Source organism: Mesorhizobium sp. B2-3-5 (assembly GCF_006442395.1).
Taxonomy (GTDB): domain Bacteria; phylum Pseudomonadota; class Alphaproteobacteria; order Rhizobiales; family Rhizobiaceae; genus Mesorhizobium.
In genome coordinates this window covers 153,091-174,916 of record NZ_VFVX01000003.1, presented here as the reverse complement: position 1 = coordinate 174,916, position 21,826 = coordinate 153,091, and the positions used below count along the sequence as shown (strand labels likewise).

At 62.8% G+C, this 21,826-nt stretch carries 24 protein-coding genes and 1 tRNA gene; 14 read left to right on the top strand and 11 right to left on the bottom strand.

The genetic code is table 11. The features are described 5' to 3' along the window. Positions 1-635: 635 nt before the first annotated feature. Genes FJ958_RS05545 through FJ958_RS05535 form a run of 3 tightly spaced genes read left to right on the top strand, consistent with a single transcriptional unit; the run spans position 636 to position 2,970 of the window. Entirely contained in the window at positions 636-1,766 is a 1,131-nt protein-coding gene (locus tag FJ958_RS05545) for a transglutaminase family protein (RefSeq protein ID WP_246679501.1), read from the top strand. A gap of 38 nt (positions 1,767-1,804) precedes the next feature. Beyond that, on the top strand, positions 1,805-2,626 hold the full coding sequence (locus FJ958_RS05540) for an RHS repeat-associated core domain-containing protein (protein WP_181176290.1): 822 nt from the start codon (positions 1,805-1,807) through the stop codon (positions 2,624-2,626). Positions 2,627-2,628: 2 nt separating this feature from the next. After that, entirely contained in the window at positions 2,629-2,970 is a 342-nt protein-coding gene (locus tag FJ958_RS05535) for a hypothetical protein (RefSeq protein WP_140740424.1), read from the top strand. Positions 2,971-3,118: 148 nt separating this feature from the next. Here FJ958_RS05535 and FJ958_RS31510 read toward each other — a convergent pair whose 3' ends face one another. Next, a complete protein-coding gene (locus FJ958_RS31510) occupies positions 3,119-3,262 on the bottom strand; it encodes a hypothetical protein (RefSeq protein WP_181176305.1) in 144 nt (47 codons plus the stop codon). 281 nt (positions 3,263-3,543) lie between these two features. After that, positions 3,544-3,771 (bottom strand): helix-turn-helix transcriptional regulator, encoded by a 228-nt coding sequence (locus tag FJ958_RS05525; protein WP_140740418.1) that lies wholly within the window; start codon positions 3,769-3,771, stop codon positions 3,544-3,546. 246 nt (positions 3,772-4,017) lie between these two features. On the opposite strand from FJ958_RS05525, the gene FJ958_RS05520 reads away from it, so the two are divergent. Continuing rightward, positions 4,018-4,446, top strand: coding sequence for a hypothetical protein (locus tag FJ958_RS05520; protein ID WP_140740413.1), 429 nt, complete (start codon positions 4,018-4,020; stop codon positions 4,444-4,446). A gap of 239 nt (positions 4,447-4,685) precedes the next feature. Here the strand turns inward: FJ958_RS05520 and FJ958_RS05515 are convergent. Further along, positions 4,686-4,760: transfer RNA gene (locus FJ958_RS05515), tRNA-Gly, on the bottom strand. A 213-nt stretch (positions 4,761-4,973) separates the two neighbouring features. Here FJ958_RS05515 and FJ958_RS05510 point away from each other — a divergent pair. The 4 genes from FJ958_RS05510 (at position 4,974) to FJ958_RS05490 (ending at position 7,783) form a co-directional block, all read left to right on the top strand. Beyond that, positions 4,974-5,471, top strand: a complete 498-nt coding sequence (locus FJ958_RS05510; RefSeq protein WP_140740410.1) for a prolyl-tRNA synthetase associated domain-containing protein — start codon at positions 4,974-4,976, stop codon at positions 5,469-5,471. Positions 5,472-5,556: 85 nt separating this feature from the next. Further along, complete coding sequence (trxA, locus tag FJ958_RS05505) at positions 5,557-6,564, top strand: thioredoxin (RefSeq protein WP_140740803.1); 1,008 nt, start codon at positions 5,557-5,559, stop codon at positions 6,562-6,564. A 207-nt stretch (positions 6,565-6,771) separates the two neighbouring features. Then, positions 6,772-7,443 carry an LON peptidase substrate-binding domain-containing protein gene (locus tag FJ958_RS05495; protein WP_140740407.1) on the top strand — a complete coding sequence of 224 codons (672 nt, stop codon included), beginning with the start codon at positions 6,772-6,774 and terminating at the stop codon, positions 7,441-7,443. Between the two features lie 91 nt (positions 7,444-7,534). Beyond that, positions 7,535-7,783 carry a Trm112 family protein gene (locus FJ958_RS05490; protein WP_140610253.1) on the top strand — a complete coding sequence of 83 codons (249 nt, stop codon included), beginning with the start codon at positions 7,535-7,537 and terminating at the stop codon, positions 7,781-7,783. Positions 7,784-8,028: 245 nt separating this feature from the next. Here FJ958_RS05490 and FJ958_RS05485 read toward each other — a convergent pair whose 3' ends face one another. Genes FJ958_RS05485 through FJ958_RS31915 form a run of 3 tightly spaced genes read right to left on the bottom strand, consistent with a single transcriptional unit; the run spans position 8,029 to position 13,851 of the window. Next, positions 8,029-11,376: an error-prone DNA polymerase gene (locus tag FJ958_RS05485; protein WP_140740404.1), complete on the bottom strand. Its 3,348-nt coding sequence runs from the start codon at positions 11,374-11,376 to the stop codon at positions 8,029-8,031. Next, positions 11,373-12,851: a DNA polymerase Y family protein gene (locus FJ958_RS05480; RefSeq protein ID WP_246679500.1), complete on the bottom strand. Its 1,479-nt coding sequence runs from the start codon at positions 12,849-12,851 to the stop codon at positions 11,373-11,375. The genes FJ958_RS05485 and FJ958_RS05480 overlap by 4 nt, the downstream gene beginning before the upstream one ends. Further along, positions 12,793-13,851: a hypothetical protein gene (locus FJ958_RS31915; RefSeq protein ID WP_140740402.1), complete on the bottom strand. Its 1,059-nt coding sequence runs from the start codon at positions 13,849-13,851 to the stop codon at positions 12,793-12,795. Before FJ958_RS31915 ends, FJ958_RS05480 begins: the two co-directional genes overlap by 59 nt. Positions 13,852-14,033: 182 nt before the next feature. Between FJ958_RS31915 and FJ958_RS05470 the strand changes: the two genes are divergently transcribed. Continuing rightward, on the top strand, positions 14,034-14,456 hold the full coding sequence (locus FJ958_RS05470; RefSeq protein WP_140610249.1) for a metallopeptidase family protein: 423 nt from the start codon (positions 14,034-14,036) through the stop codon (positions 14,454-14,456). 162 nt (positions 14,457-14,618) lie between these two features. On the opposite strand, the gene FJ958_RS05465 is transcribed toward FJ958_RS05470, so the two are convergent. From FJ958_RS05465 to FJ958_RS05455, 3 genes are all read right to left on the bottom strand, one after another. Further along, positions 14,619-14,825, bottom strand: coding sequence for a DUF1737 domain-containing protein (locus tag FJ958_RS05465; RefSeq protein ID WP_027145959.1), 207 nt, complete (start codon positions 14,823-14,825; stop codon positions 14,619-14,621). Positions 14,826-14,858: 33 nt separating this feature from the next. Next, positions 14,859-15,755 carry a CoA ester lyase gene (locus tag FJ958_RS05460; protein WP_181176303.1) on the bottom strand — a complete coding sequence of 299 codons (897 nt, stop codon included), beginning with the start codon at positions 15,753-15,755 and terminating at the stop codon, positions 14,859-14,861. A 154-nt stretch (positions 15,756-15,909) separates the two neighbouring features. Continuing rightward, positions 15,910-16,152, bottom strand: a complete 243-nt coding sequence (locus tag FJ958_RS05455; RefSeq protein ID WP_246679497.1) for a hypothetical protein — start codon at positions 16,150-16,152, stop codon at positions 15,910-15,912. 340 nt (positions 16,153-16,492) lie between these two features. On the opposite strand from FJ958_RS05455, the gene FJ958_RS32525 reads away from it, so the two are divergent. From FJ958_RS32525 to FJ958_RS05435, 5 genes are read left to right on the top strand one after another with little or no spacing between them, the layout of a single operon-like run. Beyond that, a complete protein-coding gene (locus FJ958_RS32525; RefSeq protein ID WP_348642193.1) occupies positions 16,493-16,678 on the top strand; it encodes a DUF4153 domain-containing protein in 186 nt (61 codons plus the stop codon). Further along, positions 16,675-16,959: a hypothetical protein gene (locus FJ958_RS32520; protein ID WP_348642192.1), complete on the top strand. Its 285-nt coding sequence runs from the start codon at positions 16,675-16,677 to the stop codon at positions 16,957-16,959. Before FJ958_RS32525 ends, FJ958_RS32520 begins: the two co-directional genes overlap by 4 nt. Positions 16,960-16,962: 3 nt before the next feature. Beyond that, positions 16,963-17,655 (top strand): response regulator transcription factor, encoded by a 693-nt coding sequence (locus FJ958_RS05445; protein ID WP_140740397.1) that lies wholly within the window; start codon positions 16,963-16,965, stop codon positions 17,653-17,655. Then, positions 17,646-19,247, top strand: coding sequence for an ATP-binding protein (locus tag FJ958_RS05440; protein ID WP_140740395.1), 1,602 nt, complete (start codon positions 17,646-17,648; stop codon positions 19,245-19,247). Before FJ958_RS05445 ends, FJ958_RS05440 begins: the two co-directional genes overlap by 10 nt. A 39-nt stretch (positions 19,248-19,286) precedes the next feature. Beyond that, positions 19,287-20,453, top strand: coding sequence for an FAD-binding oxidoreductase (locus FJ958_RS05435; protein WP_140740393.1), 1,167 nt, complete (start codon positions 19,287-19,289; stop codon positions 20,451-20,453). 49 nt (positions 20,454-20,502) lie between these two features. Here FJ958_RS05435 and FJ958_RS05430 read toward each other — a convergent pair whose 3' ends face one another. Together FJ958_RS05430 and FJ958_RS05425 are read right to left on the bottom strand one after the other, a co-directional pair. Continuing rightward, entirely contained in the window at positions 20,503-21,243 is a 741-nt protein-coding gene (locus FJ958_RS05430) for a DUF72 domain-containing protein (protein ID WP_140740391.1), read from the bottom strand. 67 nt (positions 21,244-21,310) lie between these two features. Continuing rightward, positions 21,311-21,802, bottom strand: a complete 492-nt coding sequence (locus FJ958_RS05425) for an SRPBCC domain-containing protein (protein ID WP_140740389.1) — start codon at positions 21,800-21,802, stop codon at positions 21,311-21,313. Positions 21,803-21,826 lie beyond the last annotated feature (24 nt).

The following is a 21,826-nucleotide window of genomic DNA, read 5'->3' as shown; positions in this document are numbered from 1 at the left end:
CTAAGGCACGCCAAGCCTCTCCCGAGCTATGGCCTTTAGTCGTCCTGCCCATGACGTGCGTGCAATAGCTACACAGCCCCTCATCGAAGCCAGCGAGCGCGTCCTCAAGTGGGATGTAGCTGGAACAGCGCATGCACTCGGTTTCATACCTCACCCCCAATTGAGTAGAGTGGTCCGGCGAGACGGCTGCCGGTATGCGTGAAGCATCTTGAGACAGGGTGTAGGGCCTGGCCAGGTGCTAAGGGCACTATTGGGTCATCCGTCGAAGGCCGACAGAGCCTTTCCGACGAAGCAAGGGAACTCGGGAAATTTCTCATTATGCGACGGTGACGAAAAAATAAAGCTGAAATCGGCGGGGTCAATTCGGGGCTTGAGGCTTTATTGCGGGAAAATATTGAACAACTTCAATGTCGTATGGCGGAGAGGGAGAAAATCATCGTGTGCGTGCAAATTTGCAGGCGTAGAATTTCATTAGATAATTAAAATCGTGCAAAAAAGTTGCACCAAAAATGTACCAACCTTAACAGGCCTTCTGCCTCTCATTTGATTGTCTATGCAGCAGGTTGGAGTCAGAGCCTAAGGTCAAGCCGGTTATCACGGGGCGATGTGTAACTTGGCAGGAGCCGCCCAGGCTCATGCTGGTTTTTGCAACACCAAAGTCCTATCCTGCGGTAGCTCGCGGCGTCCGTACACGGGTATTGTCCACAGATTGTTGCGATGAGGGGAGCCGCCACCTCTATGTCCGGTTGGGCAAATATGGCTATCAATCTGACACTTGCGGTCAGGGACCGACATGTATGATTACACGGCTAATATATGCATTCATCTTTGCGTTGCTGCTTGGCCTGAATGTCGGCCGACCGGCCGTAGCCGATCACTTGCCGACCTCAAATCCTGCGACTTTCGTACGCAGCCTGCTTGAGAGCGAGACTGATTTTGGTCGTGCCAAGCTGGCGGTCGACAAGTTCATCGGTCCCTCCGTTGATGAGGCGGCTGTGCTTGCTGAAATCGACGGCATGGTGGCGACGATCAACAAGATGCTCGGCACCCTTCCGCCAGATACCGCGTCAACCAGCATGGAAAAGATGAAGGCCCTACGCACGTTTCTCTACGAAGGCGGTGGGTGGAACAATGGTCGACCCTTCCAGTACGATCTTTCCGACCCCTATGGCCAGCAACCTGGAGCGCAACTGCTTTCTAATTATCTCGTCACCCGCAAGGGCAACTGCGTCTCCATGCCAATGCTGTTTCTTGTTCTGGGCGAGCGACTTGGATTGAAATTGACGCTCTCGACGGCGCCGCTGCATGTGTTCGTGAAGTTTACCGATGACGCGACCGGCAAGACATGGAATCTGGAAACGACTAGCGGTGCGGGCTTTACGCGCGATGAGTGGTATCGGCAGAAGCTGCCGATGACCGACCAGGCCATTGCCAACGGCGTCTACCTCAAGACGCTTTCGCGCCGGGAAGCCATGTCGGTCATCGCAACGGCAGTTCTCGACAACCTCATCGCCGCCGACCGCTATGAGGATGCTATAGCCGTTGCCGATGTGCTGAGCGAAGCCTATCCCGCCAACGCCTATACGTTGGTCAAGAAGGGTACGGCGTACTACCGGCTGCTCGACGCCAACATCATCAAGAAATACCCTAAGCAGAGCGATATTCCGGCCGACAAGATCGCCTATGCGAATGATCTTTATAGGGCCAACCAGGCGGCGTTTGCCAAGGCCGAGGCGCTTGGCTGGCGCGAGCCGAAGCTGAATTAGACACCAAGGACGATTTAAGAGGGCAGGGGGATTTGACGATGAGATTTGGCGTCGCAAGGATCGTTCAACGCTTATTGGCGGTGGTGCTGGCCATATCCATGATAGTTTTCGGCACGGCCGGAGCCTATGCAACAACGGCATACGGCCCGCATATGCTACCGCATCAGAATGCGCGCCACGATGTCCAGCCCGTCCGCTTCATTTCGCCTGACACGCTCGACCCCACGGCGCCAGGCGTCGGCACAAATCGTTACGCTTATGCCCAGAACGATCCAATCAATAATAGCGATCCAAACGGTCACTCCTGGCTCGGTGAGATCGGTCGGGGATTGGCGGCGCTAGGTCGTTCTTTACTTGGCAGCGGGGAACGCAGCGCCGCCAAAGATGCTGGAAAAGCACTGGGTGAGGGTGCAGAAAGCGCTGCAAAAGACAGCCTACCAAGCGTTGAAAAGGCGGCAAACGACAAAGGTATTTCCACTGCTGACAAGAAAAAGGGATCATATCAAAAACCAGAGAATCTCATGGACCGGATGTTGCAAAATGAAGCTAGGCAAAATCCGCAGAATGGCACACCACTAGCCAACATGAATAGTGATAAAAACTTTTTAGCACAGGACGGCTGGCAAAAAATGGAAATGAAGGCCCGCGACCCCAACGGAAATGTAGTCGCCGAGGCTCACTATCAGTACAATACTCGAACCGGGCAGGTTGCCGACGTAAAATCGATAAACAGAGCTAGCGATTCATCGAAAGGGTTCTGGTCGAGTGTTTCGACGCATCTGAGTATTGCTGCAGGAGTTGTGGATACAGCCCTCAGAGAGACTTCACTGAATCCATTTGACGCGTCAGAAGCAAAATAGAAATGAAAATCAGAAATATCGGCCAGCAAAAAGTATACGATGTCTATGCAATGGCGGTTCACACCCAAGACGATTGGGTTTTCAAGGATCGTGTTATCTTTTACATTGCGGAGGAAGGGAGAGTTGGCCTTAGTGTTGAGAAACTAAGTGACGTTGAAATAGTAGACAGCAAAATCGGGCATGATTTCAAGTTTCAGTTTATGACAGATGGCAGAGGATTTTTGATCCTATCAGGTCACTTTACCGATGCTGATCACTTATCTCGACTTATGGATTTAGATCAACAAACTCTAATTGCATTTGAGGCTGCGCGCGCCATGCACAATTCACGAAGGAAGCGGTAGTTTAGAGTCCCGATGGGTGACCTGTAAACCCCACGCTTGTATCTGCCTGCGTGAGCGCATCGCATCTGCCTGGCGTAGGTAGGCAGATGCTTTCCGACCGCACGCGTGATTTCATTCCTAAATTCAGCAATCTCCTAGATCTAGCGATCTAGCCGACGGTCGCGGCCGTCATATCGAACAGCACGTCGAGGAGCGGCCATTCCAGTTCGACCTGGTAGGATTCGGCCACCGGCATGGTCTGCACCACGCGCCGGTTGCGCGAAAACCCCAGCGAGATGATCCACATCGACATCAAGAAGCTCGGCCGCTTCAGCCAGGTCGGGCACCGCATCACAGGCGATCCACAGAAGGGCAAGTTGTTGGCAGCATTATACCGAGAAGCTAGGGGAATCGAGTGGGTCCACCAGGGCACGCACCTGGAACCAAACTTTATGAGCGGTCGGCGCCTTCTTAAGAAGCCAGTGCGAGCAAGTGTCCGTGTTCAGGTTCTTACTGTTGTCCGCCGAACGGCTGTCTTGAGGTGCGAAGCCCCACGCGCCAGCTACAGGGTTGTTAAATTGCGCGCGCGAGCAGCTAATCTCCACGATCACTCTTCGATTTACAGACGAGGGCTTCTGGCTCCATCCCAAGCGCGTGGGCGATGCGTCCGAGAACTGTGACGCTGGCCGAAACATCAGCGCGTTCAATCGCTCCGATGTAGCGAGCGCTCAAACCGGAGCGCTCTGCCAATTCCTCTTGCGTCAGGTGCCGTCTGTTTCTCGCTTGCCGCAAATTGACAGCTAAAATTTCCTTGAGGTCCATCCAAAGAGCTAACTCGCGAATGGAACGATCATTCCAGGAACGATAGTTCCTATTCGTCATTATGTGTGCTATGAAGAGAAACCCCTTCGCCAGCATAACGGTCATCCCATTATGAATGACGCCCCTGAGGTTCCAGTCGATAGCGGAAGCTCTCTCGATCCCGTTTTGGCCCTGTGGCACGAGTGGCAACAGGCTCGATATGTCTCGCTCGTGCTATGCCGGGTGCAGCAGCGCTTGGAGGCGAGAATGATGGTCGATACCGGAATTGAGGTATTGACTGCGAGCGCGTCCTTAACGCGACGATTATCAGTCACAGCGACCGAACCTTGCTCTCAGCACGCCATAGCTTGTGAAGCCGAAGTTTTTGCCATGACTGAGGCGCTCACGCCTCAAGACACGCTACCCGCACTCCCCGCCTCATCGCTCATCGGCATTGTGGCTAAGTTGGAGATGATCGTCGGTGCCGACCGAGATATCGGTGACCCCACCGATTTCCCATGGCCGCACATAACTTCGGTGCTGCACGACCTCAAAGCTATCGCCGGCGACTTGACTTCTTATCGACCAGACCGCGCATCGACACGCGCGAATGCAGCCCGCCATTTGCAGCACGCCTTCAGGCTTGTCCGGGCGCTTGCGGACGAGAATGCTCGGCTGAACGCATCTGCCTTATGAACTTCGCTGGGCTATTCAAGGCTTGGCACGGTACCCGGTCCTTGGACCGTTGACATCTTCAAACTGGATGTTGTGCTAGAAGCATCGTCACCGCAGCAAGCGTAAAGGAAGGGGGCAAGGCCGCCGCCGCTTTTGTCTGTCGTGATTACAAGGAGCTTACATTGCAGGTTTAAAAAATAATGTAAGCAAAAGGCGCCCCGAGAGGCGCCTCTTAATTGCTTGATTCCCTGAGAGGAAACTGGAGCGGGTGAAGCGATTCGAACGCTCGACCCCAACCTTGGCAAGGTTGTGCTCTACCCCTGAGCTACACCCGCTCACACGGCCCTTGGCCGCAAGCCGGGCCTATATGGCTGAAGAGCGCGGCGATTGCAACAGGGAAATCGCAGCCTTTTTTGACGCGCCGTGACGATGCCGGCAAGACTTGCCGGCAAAGGGTGGATTTGTGCGCCCTGGCGCGCGGTGGTCTTGTGTCGGGCGCCTCATTGGCCGTAAACGGCATGGCTGGAACCAGCCGAAGAAGAAACCCAATGCCGAAGACCGAAGCCGAGCTTCTTGCCTTTCTCGCCGAACTCGGCATCGCCGTTTCGACGAAACGCCATCCGCCGCTCCATACCGTCGCCGATTCGCAGGCGCTGCGCGGCGAGATTACCGGCGGCCACACGAAAAACCTGTTCCTGAAGGACAAAAAGGACAATTTCTTCCTCGTCACCGTCGGCGAGGACGCTGTCGTCGATCTCAAGCAGATCCATCAATTGATAGGCGCCGCCAGCCGTGTTTCCTTCGGCAAGCCGGAGATGCTGATGGAACTGCTCGGCGTCACGCCGGGCGCGGTCACCGTCTTCGGCGTCGTCAACGATACGGCAAACAGGGTGAAGCTGGTGCTCGACAAGGATTTGATGGACCATGCCGTCATCAACGCGCATCCGCTGACCAATGAGGCGACGACATCGATCGCGGCGGCGGATCTCATCAGATTCGTCGAGGCAACCGGGCATGATGCTGCTATCTTGAAAGTCTCGGCATGATCGCCACATGGATGGCGAAACCGACTTCCAATTGAAGACATTGCGCCGGCCCGCTGTTCGGCGGCGCGACCGAAAGGGTGACGAGATGAGCGACAACAATCGGTTTGGCGGGTCATTCGGCAGCAATGGCGGCCAGTATGCCACCACGGTGCAGTATGGCGGAACCGAACCCGCGCGCGCCAACGCCGCGTTTGGGGAGGCGGCGGCCGCCCCTGTAACCGGCGAGATTATCAAGGACACAACGACCGCGGCCTTCGCGGCCGACGTCATCCAGGAATCGCGCCGCCAGCCGGTGCTGGTCGACTTCTGGGCGCCGTGGTGCGGGCCCTGCAAGCAGCTGACCCCGCAGCTGGAAAAGGCGGTCAAGGCGGCCGGCGGCAAGGTCAAGCTGGTCAAGATGAACATCGACGATCACCCCTCGATCGCCGGCCAGCTCGGCATCCAGTCGATTCCGGCGGTCATCGCCTTCAAGGACGGCCAGCCAGTCGACGGCTTCATGGGCGCCATCCCCGAAAGCCAGATCGTCCAGTTCATCGACAAGGTCGGCGGCAAGGGCAATGGCGCGCCGGCCGTGGCCGAGGCGATTGCCGCGGCCACGGAGGCGCGCGACGCCGGCGATATGCAGGCCGCCGCCGACATCTATGACGCCATCCTGGCGCAGGCGCCCGAGACCATCGAGGCGATCGCCGGACTGGGCGAGATCCTGTTCGGGGCCGGTGACGTTGAAGGCGCCGAGGCGCTGCTGGCAACCGCACCCGAGGCCAAGAAGGACGCGCCGGCGCTTGCCGCGCTGCGCGCCAAGATGGCGCTCGCCGCACAGGCGGCGGAATTGGGCAACCCGGCCGAGTTCGAGCGCCGGCTGGCCGACAATCCCAACGACCATCAGGCGCGCTTCGACCTGGCCATGATCCAGAACGCCCGGGGCGAGCGCACGGCGGCGGCGGACAATCTCCTTGCCATCATCAAGGCCGACCGCACGTGGAACGAGGACGGCGCCAAGGCGCAATTGCTGCGTTTCTTCGAAGCCTGGGGCATGACCGACGAGGCGACGCTGGCCGCCCGGCGCAAATTGTCGTCGCTGCTGTTTTCCTGAGCCCGAGGCCGTTTCGTCGCACGGGCTTGCGGGCGGCGCCGACTGCGCCAGATTAGAAAACTGGCTTCGGCGGGCCGATGGCCCTGGCAGGCAAAGGCGGATCGGGCGTGGACGCGCACTATGTCTTTGTTTTTATGCATGTCGTTCTCCCAAAACCGAGGTCACTTTTGGGCGACATGCATTAGGTGAAGCGATCGGAGGAATGAGGTGCAAGCGGGAAACGCGCATTACCGGCTCGCCAAGGATCTGCCGTCAGCGATCCCGATCTTTCCGCTCGAGGGAGCGCTTTTGCTGCCCGGCGGCCGCATGCCGCTCAACATCTTCGAGCCGCGCTACCTGCAGATGGTGGATGAGGCGGTGGCCGGCTCGAGGCTCATCGGCATCATCCAGCCCAGTCTCGACGGCGCGCTGCGCGAGGATGGCGAGCCGGAGCTGTGCAATGTCGGCTGCGCCGGGCGCATCATCGCCTTTTCCGAGACCGGTGATGGCCGCTACCTGATCTCGCTGCAGGGCGTGTGCCGGTTCCGCATCGGCCAGGAGCTGACTGTCAAGACGCCGTTTCGCCAGGTCAAGCCGGCGCCATTCCTGGCCGATCTCGGTGACGACCAGGCGGCGAACGAGATCGATCGGCCGGCGCTGCTCAAGGCGTTTCGCGCCTATCTGCAAGCCAATGATCTCGAGGCCGACTGGGAAAGCGTCAGCCGCGCCGAAAACGCCATGCTGGTCAATGCGCTGTCGATGATGGCGCCTTACGGGCCGGCCGAGAAACAGGCGCTGCTCGAGGCCGCTGACCTGAAGACAAGAGCCGAGACGCTGATCGCCATCACCGAAATGGCGCTGGCGCGCGAGAATGAGGATTTTGGCTCGAGCCTGCAATGAGATGTGCCGATATTCAGGTGACCATTTGCAGGCCGGCATCACCCGAATCTCAATACATCTCAGGTCGGCAGTTGGTTGAGGGGAGGCCGTGATGGCGGCGGATGGACGTGACGGAAGGAAGGTCAGTGTCGACCCGAAGCTGCTGGAGCTTCTGGCATGCCCGCTGACCAAGGGGCCGCTGGCCTGGGATCCTGAGCGGGGTGAACTGGTCTCGCGGGTCGCCAAGCTCGCCTATCCGGTGCGCGACGGCATCCCGATCATGCTGCCCTCGGAAGCGCGGACACTGTCGGCGGAAGACGTTTTGCCCGTGACGCCGCCACGGCTGAGCGGGCCGAGCTGAACGGCGCAGAAGCACTCCTTTTCGTCGTCATTCCAGGGCGGAGCAGCCGCGAAGCGGCGTGGCGAAGACCCTGAAATCCATGCCGCGACACAGGTGACATGTGAAAGCGGGCCAAGGCCGGGTGCCTTTCCTCTCAGGAAGCCATGCTGGACCGTGGCATTCTTTACCAGACGTCACGGCATGGATCCTCGGGTCTCCGCAACGTCGCTTCGCTCCTGCTCCGCCCGTGGATGACGAAGGTAAGGCTACTGAAAATTGCGCCCCTTGGGCATGACCCTTTCCGCTTCTTCCGACAGCATTGCCAGGTCCTGGCCGACCGGCGCGTTCCGTAGTGCGGGTTGGCTGGAGCGATCCGGACCTTCCCCGGAGGCGTGTCGTGTGGCAGGCGGGCCGGCCGCGCTGACTTTCTCCAGCAGCACGGTCAGCCAGGGTGTCAAATCCTCGATCTTTTCCGCGACGATATGGACGACACCGGATTCCGACTGCAATTTCCCGCTGACCTTCACGAAGCGCGCGCCCATGACGATGGGCCGGAAGCGGGTAAAGGTTCTCTCCCAGAAAATGACATTGGCGACAGCCTTGTCGTCTTCCAGCGTCAGGAAGATCGCATTGCCCTTGCCGGGGCGCTGGCGCACCAGCACGAGACCGGCAACAGAAACCCGCCTGCCGTCGCGCACGGAAGGCAGGTTGGCGTTGGGGATGATGCCGGCCTGGTCGAGCCGCTCGCGCAGGAAGGCGACCGGATGCGCCTTCAGCGACAGGCCCAGCGAGCGGTAGTCGTGGATGACATGCTCGCCGAGCGGCATTTTGGGCAGCTTCGTCTCGGGTTCCAGTTCGCGCAGGCGCAGCGCCGACTGGTCGAACAGCGGCAGTTTTTCGGCCGCACTCTTGCCGTCGAGCGCACGCACCTGCCAAAGCGCGGCACGGCGGTCGAGGCCGAGCGAGCGGAAGGCATCGGCCTGCGCCAGCCTCTCGATCTCGCCGACATCGAGGCCGGAGCGCAGCCAGACGTCCCGGACGGTTTCGTAGCCTGCACCGCGCCGCGCGACGAAGGCCTCCATGCGTTCCTTGGAAAGTCCCTTGATCTGCCGGAAGCCGAGCCGCACCGCATGATCCGCCTCGATGACACCGCGCATTTCGGCATGGCGCGGCAGGATGCGGGCCGGATCGAAAGGTGCTTTTTCCAGGGTGCAGTCCCAGACGGAGAAATTGACGTCGACCTCGCGGATCTCGACGCCGTGGTCGCGCGCGTCGCGCACCAGCTGCGCCGGCTGATAAAACCCCATCGGCTGCGAGTTCAGGATCGCGGCGCAGAACACGTCGGGATAGAAGGTCTTGAACCAGCATGAGGCATAGACGAGGAGCGCAAAGGAGGCGGCATGGCTCTCGGGAAAGCCATATTCGCCAAAACCCTCGATCTGCCTGAAGCAGCGCTCGGCGAACTCCTTCGTGTAGCCCTTGCCGACCATACCCTCGATCATGCGCTGGCGGTAATTGCCGATGGTGCCGGTGCGCTTGAAGGTGGCCATGGCGCGGCGCAATTCGTCGGCTTCGCCCGGTTTGAAGCCGCCGGCGACGATGGCGATCTTCATGGCCTGTTCCTGGAACAGCGGTACGCCCAGCGTCCTGCCAAGGATCGCTTCTAATTCTGGCTTTTGATATTCAGCTGCTTCCTTGCCCTGCCGGCGGCGCAGATAGGGATGGACCATGTCGCCCTGGATAGGGCCGGGCCGGACGATCGCCACCTCGATAACGAGGTCGTAGAAATCCTTTGGCTTGAGCCTTGGCAGCATCGACATCTGGGCGCGCGATTCGATCTGGAAGACACCAAGCGTGTCGGCGCGGCCGATCATGTCATAGACGCGTCTGTCTTCCGGCGGCAGGGTGGCCAGCACATAGGGTTGGCCATAGTCATCCCGCGCCTTCGGATAATGGTCCGTGAGCAAAGTGAAGGCACGCTGCAGGCAGGTCAGCATGCCCAGCGCCAGAATATCGACCTTGAGGATCTTCACCGCGTCGAGGTCGTCCTTGTCCCATTCGACCATCTTGCGCTCGTCCATCGCCGTCTTGATGATGGGGACGATCTCGTCGAGCCGGTCCCTGGTGATGACGAAGCCGCCGACATGCTGAGAGAGATGGCGGGGAAAGCCCATGATCTCGTTGGCGCGTTCCATCACATGCCGCGATACGGGATCGCTCCGGTCAAGGCCGCCGGCCCGGGCTTCCTTTTCGCCAAGCTCGGATGTCGACCAGCCCCAGATCGATCCGGACAGGGACGCCCTGACATCCTCCGACAGGCCCATTGCCTTGGAGACTTCGCGCAGCGCCGAACGGCCGCGATAGCTGATGACGGCGGCGGCGAGCGCGGTACGCTTGGCGCTGTATTTCGTATAGATGTACTGCATGACCTCTTCGCGCCGCTCATGCTCGAAGTCGACGTCGATATCGGGCGGCTCGTTGCGCTCCTCGGAAATGAAGCGCTCGAAGAGTGTGTCAATCTTGTCCGGGCCTACCTCGGTGATGCCGATGCAGAAGCAGATGATGGAATTGGCGGCGGAGCCGCGTCCCTGGCAGAGGATGTTCTGGCTACGGGCGAATTTTATGATGTCGTGGACGGTCAGGAAGTAGCGCGCGTAGTTCAGGCGTTCGATGAGAGCGAGTTCTTCCTGAATGCGTTGCAAGACGCTGGCGGGGACACCGCCGGGGAAGCGCCTGGCCGCACCTTCCCGCGCCAGCCTTTCCAGCTCGGCCTGCGGGCCAAGGCCCGATTCCGTCGGCTCGTCGGGGTAATTGTACTGGAGGTCGCTGAGCGAGAAGGTGAGTTCTTCCGCGAACCGCAAGGTCTCGGCCAGCGCCTGCGGATGGCGGCGGAACAGGCGGGCCATCTCCAGCGGCGGCTTGAGGTGACGCTCGGCATTGGCGGTGAGTTGCAGCCCGACTTCGGCCACCGGCGTGTTGAGACGGATCGCGGTCAGCACGTCCTGCAGTGGGCGGCGTTCCGCCGTGTGGTAAAGGACGTCGTTGGTCGCCATCAGCGGGATGCCGGCAGCCTCGGCAAGCGCCGCCGCCTGCTCGATCCGGAAACGGTCATTGCCCGCATAACAGGGCGAGACGCCAAGGCGCAGGGCCCTGCCGAAGCGGTCCTTGAGCTGGCGGAGCAAAGCGAGGCTGTCTTCTCCGCCCGCCGCCAGATCCGGCAGGACCGCCAGCGATATCCGGTCTCCCCATTCGAGCAGATCGCCGCGCTGGAGAAGGGTGGCGCCTTTTTCGGTCTCGTCGCGCAGATTGGCTTGGGTGAGCATGCGGCACAGATGGCCCCAGCCCGCGCGGTCCCTGGGATAGGCGAGAATGTCGGGCGTGCCGTCGCCAAAGACCAGCCGGCAGCCGGGATGGTAGGCGAGCTTTTCGACCTTGGCCTGCTGCCAGGCGCGCACCACGCCGGCCACCGTGTTGCGGTCGGCAAGGCCGATCGCGGAGAAGCCCAGGAGCTTGGCCGCGACCACCAGTTCCTCCGGCTTGGAGGCGCCGCGCAGGAAGGAGAAATTCGACTGGATGCCGAACTCGGCATAGGGGATGACGGTCAGCGCGTTCATGCGAAGACCCCATGCATGAACCAGCGCGGCGCGATCCGCGAGACGCCGCCGTAAAGGCCTTGCCGGTAGAGCCAGTAGCGGCGGCCGTCGGCATCCTCGATGCGGAAATAGTCGCGTGTCGATATCGCAGCGTCGCTCGGCGCCGCGCGCCACCATTCGGCGGCGATGCGTTCCGGCCCTTCGGCACGCGTCACCCGGTAGAGCGCACGGCGCCAGCGGAAGTGCAGCGGCGGCCCCTCGGGCATTTCGGTGGCCGGCACCTCGATGGGCTCGGGCGCGCGGAACAGCCGGATTGGCCGCTCCGGCGGGAAGATGGTCATCGGCGCCTGCATCCTATCCGGTCTCTTCGGTGGCGTGGTCCGGCGCGGCGCCTCGGTGAAAGGGATGATGGCGACGGCGCGTTCCGGCAGATGGCTTTCGACGGCGACCGGCCGCAGGATCGCGCCCTCGCCCAGCCGGGCGCGGATGCGGTCGGCGAACAGCGCGATGTCGGCACCGTCATCGGTCGTCTCGCCTGTCAGATCGGTCTGCGGCATGTCGAAAGCGGCGGCGGCCAGTACGGAAAGCCGCACCAGGTCGAAGCCATAGCCGGCATCGATGTCCTGCTCGAGCGCGGCCAGCCTTTCATGGAACAGTTTCTGGATCAGCATGGGTTCGCGCATCGGCCGCGAGGTGCCCAAGGCGATGCGGCTGACGGCGCCGTCGACGCGAAACAGCAGCAGCGCCAGCGAGCGAGCGCCCTCGCCACGGCGCTCGAGATCGGTCTTCAGGGTCGTCGCCAGCAGGCCCACCAGCCGTTCGATGTCCTCGGTCAGGGTGACAGGCTCGGCGAGATGCCGTTCGACCGAAAGCGGCGCGACGGGCAGGCGCGGCGAGACCGCCTCGTCGAGGCGGCCAAGCGCCTGGTCGAGCCGCAAAAGCAAGGAGGCGCCGAAGCGGCGGGCGAGCGGCGCGCGCGGGGCGGCCATGACGGCGCCCGCCGTGCGCAGGCCGACGCTTTCCAGGCTGGTGCGGATTTCCGGCGCTATGCGCAGCGCGGCCAGCGGCAAGGGCGCGAGCAGCGCTTCCTCCTCGCCGCCCGCGATGATGCGGTCGCCGCAGAACCGTGCCGCCGCCCAGGCCGCCCCCGGTGTCGGGGCAAGCCCGGCGCGGACATCGAAACCCTGATGGAAGAAGCGCGACAGGATGTCGTCAAGCATGGCGCGTTCGCCGCCGAACAGATGGGTGCAGCCGGTGACGTCGAGAAACAGGCCGTCCGCCCCGTCCAGCGCCACCAGCGGGGTATAGCGGTCGCACCAGTCGGCAAGGCCTTCGAGCAGGCGGCGATCGGCTTCTGGATCGGCTTCGACGATGTCGATCGACGGATGCATGGCGCGCGCATCGGCAATCCCCATGTCACGCTTCAGGTGCAGCGCCTCAGCCCGCTCGTCGAGGGCCGAGATGCGTTGCGCGTTGCCCTGGCGATGGCTGATCACGAGCGGTGGGTGATCCGCCGACGGCCGGGAACGCCAGGACCGCCCCAGACGCTGCCGCAGGATCCTTTCGGCCGCGAGATAGGGAAACCACAGGGACAGGATTCTCTGTCCGGTATTGCCGGGCCCGTCTTTCTTCGCCCCTTCTTTCCTCGAATGCGCGTTCATCGGGGTTCCACTCCAGTGTGAATTGTCCAGGCAGGGCCGTGCGGCTCTTGCCGATGCTGATGGTGAAGGCGGGGCGGCCGATCGAACCGGCGAGCGGCCCGGCGACCGTGGCGCGCGGCACGGCCGGCGCCGGCGAGACGATGAGGCGGACAGGCGCCGCCGTCGGTTCGGGTTCGGCTGCCTGCCGCAGCAGGAACACCGGCCGGCCTGCACTTATCGCCCTGGCATGCAGCCGGCGCGTCGCGGTCAGGTCCAGCCGCTGCGGATTGCCGCGGATTTCGAGGATGACGGCGGCGAGCGCCGTCATCCGGGCGGCCTCCTCGGCGACCCACAGCGCATCGAGAAGCCTTGGCGCCTCGGAAAACAGCAATTGCCCGGGCTCGATGCCGAACGAGGCATGCAGCCCCCTGGCATAGGGAAAACCGGCCTCGCGGAAGATTTCCGTGGTGCCGATCCACAGCACCGGCAGCCCTTGCGCCTGCTTGAGGATCAGGCTGGTGAGCGACAGGGCGAAGCCGGCGACGGCCCCGGCATCGCGGGTTTCCAGGCCATGGATTTCGCTGAGCGCGGCTTTCGGCAGGCCGCCGCTCAGGGCGGCATCGAGGCGCTCGACACCAATGGGCAGAAAGGCATCCGGCAACGCCGCGGCCTTGCCGCGCCGGACGATGGTGAGATCGGCGCCGGGCGTGAGATCGGGCTTGGCAATCGCATTGGCGTCGGCATCAAGCGGCGCCGCGGCCGGCGCCTGCAGGCGCTCCGGCAGCGTTCCCTCGATCTTCGCGATCTGGCGGCGCAGGGCAAAAACAGTCTCCCGCGCCACGGCGTTCGTCGCCATGACGGTCAGCTTCCACTCACAATTGTTCCTGTTATGTTCCTATAGATTCCAGAGGGGGCCGGAAGAGTCAAGCAGAGTCACGAGGAATTTATTCCTTACGCCCCACACGGCACAGGCGTGGCGACCGGCCGATTTGCCTCGACCCGTCCGAAAGCCTATATGCCGGGATCAAAGGATAAAGCATGGCCCGCATCTACAAGACCCGTACCTGGCACGACCAGTTCTCGCCCTCGATGGAGGAATTGGAGTTCCTGGCGCTGGAGTCCTATGCCCATCTGCCGGAAGAGTTTCGCAAACTGACAGGTGAGATCGTCATCCAGATCGCCGAGTTCCCGACCGACGAGATCATGGACGATTTGTCGCTGGAAACGCCGTTCGACCTGCTCGGCCTGTTCGAGGGGCGCGGCATCGCCGAGCGTTGGAACCCGCAGACCGGCGAAGGCCCGAACCGTATCACGCTCTATCGCCGCGCCATGCTCGACTACTGGGCCGAAAACGAGGAAACGCTGGGCGACATCGTCACCCACGTACTGATCCACGAGATCGGCCATCATTTCGGCCTGTCGGACGATGATATGGAGCGGATCGAGGAAGCGGCCGAGTAGGCTATGCTGACATTCAGGTGAGGCCGGCCTGCAAATGGTGGTCCCCTGCGCTTCCGGTGCCCACGTACCCGAAAGTACGCTCCGCTCCGGTTCTCGGACACCACCATTTTCGACTCGGCCTGACCTGAATATCAGCATAGCCTGTGTCGGCGCCACGCACGATTACCAGTCGCTGAGCTTGGTGTCCGGTCCATACTCCTGACCGTCGACATCCTTCACCACCGCCTGGCCGCAGCGCATCGTCTTGGCTTTCTTGTCATAGGCGTAGGTCGGCGAGCCGAACAGGTGCCAGCCCTTGTTCAGCGCCGCCGTCACCTTGTGGCAGAAGCTGGCGTCGTCCGGGGCAGTCAGAAATCGATAGAGTTTCATGGTTCAGGTCCTGTCGTGAACAGCTTAGCCGGATCATGCGCCGATGGCGGCGGCCTTCGCCAGCAGTTTTTCGGCCTGCGCCAGATGCAGCCGCTCGACCATCCTGCCGTCCAGCGCGATCACGCCCTTGCCGGCATTTTCGGCAAGCGCGAAGGCGTCCTTCACCGCGCGGGCCTCGGCCACCGCCGCGGCGGATGGCGCAAAGGCGCGGTTCGCCGCTCCGATCTGCGCCGGGTGGATCAAGGTCTTGCCGTCGAACCCCATGGCGGCGGCTTCCCCGCATTCCCGAGCGAAGGTCTCCGCGTCGCGAAAATCGTTGAACACCCCGTCAAGCATGTCGAGGCCACCGGCGCGCGCTGCCAGCAGCATCTGCATCAGCCATGGCATGAGATAGCGGCGGTCCGGCGTTGCCAGCACGCCGGTATCCTTGATCAGGTCGTTTGTTCCGGCAACGAAACAATCCAGCCGCGAGGCGGGATCGCGGCCAAGCTCGGCGATGGCGCCGATATTGAGCATGGCCTTGGGCGTTTCGATCATCGCCCATAGTTTCACACTGTCGGGGGCGAAATTGTCGTCCAGCACATCGCCAACCTCGAGCACGTCGCGCGGCGTGTCGACCTTGGGCAGCAGAATACCATCAGGCTCGGCCTTCGCCATGGCCATCAGGTCGTCGGTACCCCATTCGCTGGAAAGCGCGTTGACGCGCACGATCATCTCGCGGCGCCGGCCAATCCGGTCGGCATACGGGCGGTTGGCGAAAATGCCGGCCAGCCTGTCGCGGGCGGCGATCTTGTCGGCCGGAGCGACGGCATCCTCAAGGTCGATGATGACGGCATCGCAGGAAAGCTGCTCGATCTTGGCCAGCGCCTTGTCGTTGGAGGCCGGGACGTAGAGCACCGAGCGGCGCGGGCGATAGGGTTTGGTCGTCATGCCCGATCTATGCCGGTTGCGGCTGGTCGAGGCAAGCCTGGAGAGGCAGGCATCAGCCACGTCGAAGTTGGCGCCGCCCCTCATTGCCCTGCCGGTGTCCAGCCGATAGATGGGTAACACTTTGAACCGGATACATAGGTAACAGTTTTCTCCCTCATGATGAGTTCGCCGCAGCGCCAAGCGGTCGGGGTGGCGCGGCGCTGCGGCGAACCAGTTTCATGGTCTTTTCGTCGATGAAGCCGAGCGGATGGGCATGGAAGCGCATCGCCCATTCGCCATTCTCAGTCTCCTCGATGGCGATCGGCTCGCCGGCCAAGGTGGCCGAGACATAGATTTCGGCACCCCGCCATTTGACGGCGCCGTTCTGGCGCACACCGCGCAGCGGACGAAAAGCCAATTGCTTGGCTTTTCGAACGACAAACGTCGCCTCGACCCCTGCACGAAAACTGCACGCGATTGCCGAAAACCTCCTCGGATCCGCCCTGCCGCCTCCCCGCCGGCCTGCCAGACAGGCGGCATGCATAAGCCAGTCAAACTCCCATGGTCCCTGCCTTACCGGCTGCGCAGCGAAGGCTGGTGGCTGGTCGAGCGGCCACGCGCGCAGCCTGCGGCGATCCTCATTCCTTTCATCCGCAAATGCCCGCCGGCAAATCGGCCGAAAGCCTTGGGGAAGAGGTCATGACGCCACTGTTCACCGCCGCGCCGGGCCATGGCGGCCGCCTCGGCGCAGCCGTACTGTGGCCTATCGCGGCCTCGTCTGGATGGGGCTGGTGGCGGCCGGGCTTGCCCTGATCATCGCCCGCATCGCGCTCGGAAAATCCAATGAATGGCTCTCGTCCGCCAATCTTCTGACGTTATCGGCGACGCTTTATGCCTGCTGCTTCATCAATTTCGCGGCAATGATCGCCACCTACAAGAAATGACCGGACAAGGCGTCCCCCTCGACGTCTGGCACCTGCGCTCGCTCAGCCCGGGCGCGTTTCCGGCGCTCGATCGTTTCCTCGATCACCAGGGCAGGACGGCTGGAGCCGGCGCTACACGCGAACTTGCCAGACTGCGTGGCGTCGACGAGGGATGGTACCGGAGCGCCCTGGAAAACTGGCGCGCCTGGAGCTTTCGCGACTGGCGCCTGCTCTTCTATCTCGACACCAGGGCCCTACCTGTGATTCCCTCCGTTTCCGAACCCTTCGCGCCGGGCCGCTGATCCATGCCGCATCATATCCTCGTCGCCGACGATGACCCGCATATCCGCGAAGTGATCTGCTTCGCGCTGGAGAAGGCCGGCATGAAGACGACTGCGGTTGCCGATGGCGCCGCCGCCCTGCAGGCGATCGAGCGGCGCGCGCCCGACCTCGTCGTGCTCGACATCGGCATGCCTGAAATGGACGGGCTGGAGGTCTGCCGGCGGCTGCGGCAGCGTTCCGACGTGCCGGTGCTGTTCCTGTCCGCGCGCGACGAAGAAATAGACCGTATCCTTGGCCTGGAAATGGGTGGCGACGACTACGTGACAAAGCCGTTCAGCCCGCGCGAGCTGGTCGCCCGTGTCAATGTCATCCTGCGCCGCGCCCGCCCGGCGGCGCCCGAACCGATCGACGACAGGGAGTTCGCTCACGGCAAGCTCGCCTTGGCGCCGGCCAGTCATAGCGCCAGCTTCGACGGCAAGCCGCTTGCCCTGACGGGCATCGAATTCTCGATCCTGAAAGGGTTTCTGGCGCGGCCGACGCATGTGCTCCACCGCGACGCGGTGATGGCCAGTGCCTATTCCGGCAAGATCCATGTCGCCGACCGCACCGTCGACAGCCATATCCGCAACATCCGCGCCAAGCTGGCGGCGGTGGGTTGCCCCGAAGTCATCGAGACCGTGCACGGCGTCGGCTTCCGGCTCGGCCGATGCGGCTGACGGCTTCGCGCAAATGGATCGGCCGCAAATGGCGGCCGCGCCTTGCCACCGTCGTCGTCGCCATCCTGATCCTGGTGATGGCCTTGCCGCTGGTCGGCCTGTTCTTCTTCCGCCTCTACGAGAACCAGCTGATCCGCCAGACCGAGGCGGAGCTGATCGCGCAAGGCGCGGCCATCGCCGCCATCTATGCGCAGGAGGTGCGCGACGCCGGCATTCTACCGGACAAGCTCGGCGCGCCGATGCCGCAGGCTGGTGGAAGCGCGAGCCGGGACCCCAATCCCGACGGGCCATACCGGCCGATCGAGCCGCGCCTCGATCTCGCTTCGGATTATGTGCTTCCGACAAGGCCGGCGGCTGTGCAAGCGACCGCCGATCCCGCCTTCGCCGCGATCGGCACGCGCCTGTCCGGCATTCTCGACGCGACGCAGAAAACCACGCTGGCCGGCTTCCGGCTGCTCGATCCCCGGGGCGTCGTCATCGCCGGGCGCGACGAGGTCGGGCAGTCGCTGGCCGAGGTCCAGGAGGTGCGCGCCGCGCTTGACGGCCGCTATGCCAGCGCGCTCCGGTTGCGCATTTCCGACCAGCCGGCGCCGCCGCTCTATTCGGTCAGCCGCGGCACCAGGGTGCGCGTCTTCGTCGCTTTGCCCGTGGCCGTCGACGGCCATGTCGCCGGCGTGGTCTATGTCTCGCGGACGCCCAACAACATCGTCAAGCATCTCTATGGCGAGCGCGGCAAGGTGACGTTGGCGGCCATCGCCATCCTCGGCGGCACCCTGCTCATCGGCCTGGTGTTCCTGCGCGCCGTCAGCCGGCCGATCTATGCGCTAATCGACCGCACCCAGCGCATCGCCGCCGGCGAGCGTGACGCGATCCGGCCGCTCGACCATCACGGCACCTACGAAATGGCGGAGCTTTCCGCCGCTTTCCTCGACATGGCGGAAAAGCTGCAAGCGCGCTCGGACAGCATCCAGACCTTCGCCACCCATGTCTCGCACGAGCTCAAATCGCCGCTGACGGCGATCCAGGGCGCGGCCGAGCTGCTGCGTGATTCCGGCTCGGCGATGGACGATGCCGAGCGGCGGCGCTTCTCCAACAACATCGTTACCGATGCAGGGCGGCTCAACCTGCTGGTCCGGCGCCTGCTCGATCTGGCGCGAGCCGAAAACCTCGCGCCCAGCGGCGAAAGCACCTCGGTCAGGTCGGCGCTGGCGCTGCTTCCTGTCGACACCAGGCTGGCGGTTCGCGTCGAGGCGGGCGGCGATCTGACCTTGCGCATATCGGCCGAAAACGCGGCAATCGTGCTAGGCAATCTCATCGACAATTCCGCCAGGCACGGCGCGACGCTGGTTTCGATCACCGCCGCAAGCGCCGGCGGCAAGGCGACATTGCTGGTCGGCGACGACGGCGCCGGCATCTCATCGAGCAACCGGGCGCGCATCTTCGAGCCGTTCTTCACGACACGGCGCGAGTCCGGTGGCACCGGCATGGGCCTCGGCATCGTGCTGGCCCTCCTGAAAGCGCATGATGGTATGATCCGGCTGGTTGACAGCGAGCGCGGCACGCGCTTCGAGATTATCCTGCCTGCCGCCTAGCTTCTCGATCCGCGGCTCGACTTGGAAAGGGCATAAAGCGTGCGCTACGACATCGTCATCATCGGCGGGGCCATCGTCGGATCCTCGATCGCCTACTATCTGCGTGAGGAAGGGTTTTCCGGCTCGATCGCGCTGATCGAACGCGATCCGCAATTCTCCCATGCCGCGACGACGCTATCCATGGCCTCGATCCGTCAGCAATTCTCGATTCCCGAAAACATCCGCCTGTCGCAATTCACGCTGCAGCTGTTCCGGCGGCTGAAGGAGACTTTTGGTTCCGATGCCGATATCGGCTTTCGCGAGGGCGGCTATCTCATCCTTGCCGGCGAGGCGGGGCTGCCGATCCTCAAGGCCAACCACGAGGCGCAGGTCGCCGAAGGCGCCGACATCCTTTTCGAGGATGCCGGCCAGCTGACGCGTCGTTTCCCCTGGCTGTCGGCGGAAGGCATCACCGCGGGCGCCTATGGCCGCACCGGCGAAGGTTGGTTCGACGCGCATGCGATGCTGATGCTGTTTCGCAAGGCGCTGCGGGACAAGAAAATCGATCTCATCACGGCTGATGTCACCGGCATCGTGCGGCAGGGCAACCAGGTTACCGGCGTGAGCCTCGACAATGGCGAAACGCTGGAGGCCGGCATTGTCGTCAACGCCGCCGGGCCGAATGCCGGCAAGGTCGCCGCCCTTGCCGGGCTGGCGCTGCCGGTCGAGCCGCGCAAGCGCAATGTCTTCGTCTTCGAGGCACGTGAGAAATATGCCGACATGCCGCTGCTGGTCGACCCCTCCGGCATCTATGTCAGGCCGGAAGGCTCGGTCTATCTCACCGGCGGCGCCGAGTCGGAAGAGGGCGACGGCCCTGCAAACCCCGGGGATTTCGAGGTCGACTGGCCGCTGTTCGAAGAGGTGATCTGGCCGGTGCTGGCGACCCGCATTCCGGCCTTCGAGGCGATCAAGCCGACCCGCGCCTGGGCTGGGCATTACGACTACAACACGCTCGACCAGAACGCGGTCATCGGTCCGCATCCGGAGGTCGGCAATTTCCTTTTCGCCAACGGTTTTTCCGGCCACGGCCTGCAGCAGGCGCCGGCGGTCGGCAAGGCGCTGGCCGAATTGATCGTCCATGGCGGCTACCGGACGATCGATTGCTCGCCGTTCGGATACGAGCGTGTCGCCGAAGGGCGCGCGTTCCGGGAATTGAATGTGATCTGAGGCACGGGACAATCATCGGGATTTGCCAAGGCGCCCCAAGGTCTTCGCCCTAGTCTGAAGTCGGGGCAACTATCTCATCGACAGCGAGAGCGTTGCCGAGCGCATGTCCCTTGGCCGTGTTGTCGAAGATGCCCCAGACCTCGGGACCCGATGCGGCGGCCTGCACCTGTCGGCCGATCCGGGCGAGGCTTTCGGCATCGTAGTCCGAATAATAGACGCGCGGCGCGCCATGCCAGCGGAAATAGGCAAGGCCGGGCCAGCCGCCCGGCACCGCGGCTGCCGGCACCGGCGCCGGGTCGGCGGCGACACGCGCGATGCGGCGGTCGGCCAGAAGCGCTTCCGCCTCGGCATCGAACCAGCTGGGATGGCGCGGTTCGCAGACCAGCCTCGTCTGGGTCCGCTTTTCCAACATGTCGAGGAAACCGCCCGCGACGTCCGGCTCGAACGGCAAACTCGGCGGCAATTGCACTAATAGCACGCTCAGCTTTGCGGCGAGGCCTTCGACCTGCTGGAGAAAGACATCGGCAAGCGTTTCGCAGCCGGCGAGACGATGTTCGTGGGTTATCGTCTTCGGCATCTTCACGGCAAAGCGAAAATTCTCCGGCACTGAGCCTGCCCAGCGTTCATAGGTCTCGCGACGGTGTGGCTTGTAGAAGGACGTGTCGATCTCGACGATGGGCAGCCGCGTGGCATAGCGTTCGAGACGGGAACCGGACTGCGGGAAATCATCCTTGTATGGCGTGGAAATCCCCCAGCCCGCCGTGCCTATGAACGTTCTGCGGTTTGTCATGCCTGGTGATGTGGCTCGACCGATGTGAAGATCAAGGCAGAACCGCATCGCTGCGGGGGGCGCTATTTTAAGCAGCCGCACGCCCTTGCGAGTCAAAATATCCCGCCAGCCAAGTGAGCACCCGCGCCCAGCCATCGGCATGCTCGGCAGCGGCTTCCGCCAAGCCGGCAAAACCGCCATGGCAAATGGTGAGCCGCGTGCCGGCGGCGACAGGCTGCAGCAGCCAGGCGACCGTGGTTTGCCGCCGGCCAAGCGTGGGATGGTCCCATGCATAAGCTCGCGTCTGCACGATCCGGCGCGGCGCTTCGATCTCCAGGAATTCGCCGCCCGCCGGCAGGCAGCTGCCGTCAGACGTGCGGACGACAACCGTCCAGCAGCCGCCGACGCGAAGGTCGGCGGACCATTGGACCATCCGGTAGGTGCCGGCAGACCCCCACCATTGCTCGATCTCCCTGCTGACCAGCGCGCGGAAGATGCGTTCCGCAGGCGCTTCTATCTCGGCGGATGCCATGATCGTTTCGCCATTGGTCATGCTCTGCACCGTGGGAACGTGCATCATGGAAGCCTCCGAACAAGTTTGTTT